5 protein-coding genes are annotated in these 4,463 nt (G+C 35.5%); all 5 read right to left on the reverse strand.

Annotated features, from left to right (window positions below; translation table 11 throughout):
- Nucleotides 1-165: 165 nt before the first annotated feature.
- Nucleotides 166-456, reverse strand: coding sequence for a septation regulator SpoVG (spoVG, locus tag ABZA26_RS08625; RefSeq protein WP_372714116.1), 291 nt, complete (start codon nt 454-456; stop codon nt 166-168).
- Between the two features lie 33 nt (nt 457-489).
- Nucleotides 490-1,350, reverse strand: a complete 861-nt coding sequence (ispE, locus tag ABZA26_RS08630; protein WP_372714117.1) for a 4-(cytidine 5'-diphospho)-2-C-methyl-D-erythritol kinase — start codon at nt 1,348-1,350, stop codon at nt 490-492.
- A 2-nt stretch (nt 1,351-1,352) separates the two neighbouring features.
- Nucleotides 1,353-1,637, reverse strand: a complete 285-nt coding sequence (locus ABZA26_RS08635; RefSeq protein WP_372714118.1) for an RNA-binding S4 domain-containing protein — start codon at nt 1,635-1,637, stop codon at nt 1,353-1,355.
- A 130-nt stretch (nt 1,638-1,767) separates the two neighbouring features.
- Nucleotides 1,768-2,526, reverse strand: a complete 759-nt coding sequence (gene mazG / locus ABZA26_RS08640; protein ID WP_372714119.1) for a nucleoside triphosphate pyrophosphohydrolase — start codon at nt 2,524-2,526, stop codon at nt 1,768-1,770.
- 193 nt (nt 2,527-2,719) lie between these two features.
- A partial coding sequence (locus ABZA26_RS08645) for a DEAD/DEAH box helicase (RefSeq protein WP_372714120.1) occupies nt 2,720-4,463 on the reverse strand: 1,744 nt, incomplete at its 5' end.

The raw sequence follows: 4,463 nt of genomic DNA on the forward strand, positions 1-4,463 counted from the left end.
GCATGACGGAGTCAAAGTCCGTTGCCTTACCGCTTGGCGACAGCCCAACAACGGGATAATAATAACATATTTGCATTTTAGTGTCAACAATTTTTTGTTATGTAGTTTCATATAATTATCGCACAGTTTTTTTAAATAAAAAATAAGTCCTTTTGGACTTATTTTTTATACTAGCTCTTCTGCCTCTGACTCTTCTTTCTCAATTTCATTATATTTTTCGATTACTGTATCAGTAACCTCTTTTCTGATTTCCGGAGTTATAGGATGTGCAATATCCTTATACTCTCCATTAGGCATCTTTCTAGAAGGCATAGCCACAAACATTCCCTTTTGTCCATCAATCACCTTCAACCCATGAATAACAAAGCACTCATCAAAAGTAATGTCCGCGTAAGCCTTTAGCTTTAGTTCATTCTCATTCTTGACAGTTCTGAGTCTTACGTCTGTAATTTTCATCGTACTCAAGCACCTTCCTTTTTGTTTGTTGTTTTATGAAAAACTGCAAAGGTAAACTTCACAGCCCTCTAAAAGACCTTTTAATTTGGTATATAGCTCCTGAGAATTCTTCTTTTCTACAATTGAAAAATAGGCACTTCCGCTTCCAGACATAAAAAAATTCATAAATTCTAAACTGTCTAAAAACACTTTAAATGACTTTAAATCTTTATTTTCAATTAATAACGCCTGTTCCAAATGATTTTCTATATTGTTTAATACATCAGAAAGTTTATTTTCCTTTAATCCCTCTAATATTTTTTCAATATTTGCATTTTTTTTATATTTAAGTTTAGAAAAATCATTATAGGCCTTTGCCGTGCTGACTCCAAAACTGGGTTTTATTATTAAAATATCACATATAAGATTGTTTTCTTTTATTTGAAACTTTTCCCCTATACCCTTTATTCTGCAGGTTTTATTCACAAGAAAAAAAGGAATATCTGCCCCTATACTTTTTGTCATATCTATCATTTCATCCAGGCTCAGGATGTTTCCGTGATATGAGTTCAGCTCTTTCAGAAAAACTCCCCCGTTGGAGCTTCCGCCTCCCAGCCCGGCCTGATGGGGTATTTTTTTTTCCAGATACAAATTTATCTTTTCTCTGAGTATACCTGTCTTATTGTAGAAGGCCTCATAAACTTTATAAATTATATTTTCCTTTCCCGTTGGTATGTCTTTCCTGTTGGTAGTTATATGCAGATTACCAGATTCCCCTGTAAAATCAATCTCAATCTCATCAGAAAGGGTTATAGGAGCCATTACCATGTCTACCAGGTGGTATCCGTTTGGAAGTTTTCCTGTGACATTGAGCCCTATATTTATTTTGGCATTTGATTTTATCTTTTTCATCATATTTATAAAATTTCCTCTTTTTCCGGTATTTCCAGTTCCTTTACCTCTATTATTTTAACAAGGTCCTGGGCTTTGTCTTTGGGAACATTTCCTTCTGGGACATCCATTATCTCTATTTTGAAATATCTGTTGAAATACTCCAGTTCCAAAATATCTCCGTTTTTTACCTCTGTTCCGGATTTTGCAACCTTACCGTTTATTTTTGCCTTTTTATTATCAATTACAGTTTTTGCCACAGGTCTTCTTTTTATAACCCTGGAAACCTTTAAAAATTTATCTAATCTCAAATTTATTCCTCCGTCTCTTTTTTTATATTACCCCATTTTTTATTCTTATCAAATTAAATATCCACAATATTTATAAAGTTTCATATGCCATCATCCTTGAGAAATGAATGTCGACAATTTTATTGCAGGTTTAATTTTCTGTTTTTTTCGCTTCCTGCCATAGTTTCTCCATTTTCTCCAAATCAGATTTTTCAATATCACAATTTTCCTCTATATATCTGAATCTCTTTTCAAACTTGTTGTTTGTTTTCATAAGGGCATCTGTTATATTTATCCCTGCAAGCCTTGCTACATTAACTAATGAAAACACAACATCTCCCATCTCTTCCTTGAGATTTTCCATATCTTTGTTCCTGAAGGCTTCCCTCATCTCTTCGAGTTCCTCTTCCATCTTATCTATGGCTCCATCTACATTTTCCCAGTCAAAACCTACCTTGGCAGCTTTATGCTGGAGTTTTTCTGCTTTTGAAAGAGGGGGAAGAGCTGCAGGAACACCATCGAGGACAGATTTTCTGTGTCTGTGCTCTTTTTCCTCTTTTTTTATGGCATCCCAGTTTCTTATTACCTCTTTGCTGTTTTTTACTCCTATATCTCCAAATACATGGGGATGTCTTCTTATTAATTTTTCAGATACTCCCTTTGACACATCCTCTATATTAAACTGTCCCTCTTCTTCCATTATAAGAGACTGAAAAACAACATTGAGCAAGAGGTCTCCTAACTCACCCTTCAACTCATCTCCACCATTGTCCATGGCTTCCAGAGTTTCATATACCTCCTCCAAAAGATAAGGTTTCAGGCTTTCTATTGTCTGCTCCCTGTCCCAGGGACATCCTCCCGGTGCCCTGAGTTTTCTCATTATTTCCACGAGTCTTTGAAATTCCTTCATAATCATCTCCCTGTTGTACATTATCAATAATAATTTTTAAATATTAAGTTTTTAAAAGGTATTGAATTTACATATTGTTACTTTTCTCTTGAAAGAGAAATATCCAAAAGGGCACTTCATCAAGGAGAAGTAATATCAACTTTAGAGAAATTCAGCAGTCTATAAATAACTTTATTTTTGTTCGTATACACTTCTATCCCTTGAATTTCAGAAGAAACTCAAGAATGTCACCCCTATATAATATTCCCTGATCTTTTGGTACATAGACAACTTCGCCTTTTTCTATGAGTTCGTGAACCTTTTCAAAATCAAGCTTTTCCTCTATAAACTTAATCAGATACCCCTCATCTGTTTTCTTTACTCCCTTTAGAAAATTCTGCCTGGCCAGAAGTTTTACCTCTAAATAGTAAAATAGATTTTTTACAGGATCAGGCATTTTTCCGAATCTGTCTATAAGTTCTGATTTTATATTCTCTATCTCTTCAGTAGAGTCAACCATAAGGACTCTTTTATAAATAACAATTTTTTCAGATTCATCTATATAGCTCGTAGGAATATTGGCATCAATTCCTAGTTCCACATCTACATCATCAGGAAGTATCTCTTCTCCCTTTACCCTCTTTATCTCCTCATCCAGGAGTTTTAAATAGAGGTCATATCCCAGGGTTTCCATGGCACCATGTTGTTTTTCTCCTAGTATCTCTCCTGCACCTCTTATTCGCATATCTTCCATGGACAGCTGGAATCCCGCCCCGAATACACCTATATTTTCAAGAGAATCCTTTCTCTGTTCACCTTTTTTTGTCATTTTTTTATCTTTATCTATTACTAGATAACAATAGGCTTTTCTGCTTCCACGGCCTACTCTTCCTCTCAGCTGGTATACCTGAGACAGCCCTAGCTTATCGAGATTCTCTATTATTATTGTGTTGGCATTTTCTATATCTATTCCGTTTTCTATTATTGTTGTAGATAAGAGAACGTCTATCTCTCCGTCTTCAAACTCTTTTATTCTGTCTCCTATCTCTTTAGGCGTCATCTGACCATGAATATATGTGGTTTTTACATATTTAGGAAGTATATTTTCTATCTCCTCTAGTTTTCTCTTCATATTTTTCACAGAGTTAAAAAGGTAAAATATCTGTCCCTCTCTTGCCACCTCTTTCATTATGGCTTCTTTTATATTCTCCTTTGTTTTTTCCATAAACTTGGTTTCCACAGGAAGCCTGTTTGGAGGGGGAGTCTGGATTATGGATATATCCCTTATTCCCAGAAATGCCAGATTTAAAGTACGGGGTATAGGGGTTGCCGTAAGGGTGAGCATATCCACATTGGCACGAAAATGTTTTAACTTCTCTTTGGCTTTTACTCCAAATTTCTGTTCCTCATCTATTATTATGAGTCCCAGGTTTTTAAACCCTATATCTTTTGAAAGAAGCCTGTGAGTTCCTATCACAAGATCCACTGTTCCTGATTTAAGTTTTTTTATTGTATCGCTTTGATCCTTATCACTTTTCAGTCTGGAAAGGAGTGATATCTCCAGTGGATAATTTTTAAATCTCTCTAAAAATCTTTCATAATGCTGACTGGCAAGTACCGTTGTCGGGGCCATTACTGTCACCTGTTTTCCATCCATGAGTGCCTTAAAGGCTGCTCTCATAGCAACCTCGGTTTTTCCATACCCCACATCACCACAAACAATTCTGTCCATAACAGTATGGGATTCCATATCCTGCTTTACTTCTTCTATTGATCTCATCTGGTCCTTGGTCTCATTATACGGGAATCCTTCCTCAAACTCTTCTTGCCAGACCGTATCTTTGGAAAATGCAAATCCGTTTTTACTCTGTCTTTTTGCCTGGATTTGTATAAGTTCCTTTGCAAATTCCATTATATCCTTTTGGAGTTTTTCTCTCCTTTTTCTGAATCCTCTCCTA

Source organism: Ilyobacter sp. (genome assembly GCF_041583315.1).
Classification (GTDB): Bacteria; Fusobacteriota; Fusobacteriia; order Fusobacteriales; family Fusobacteriaceae; genus Ilyobacter.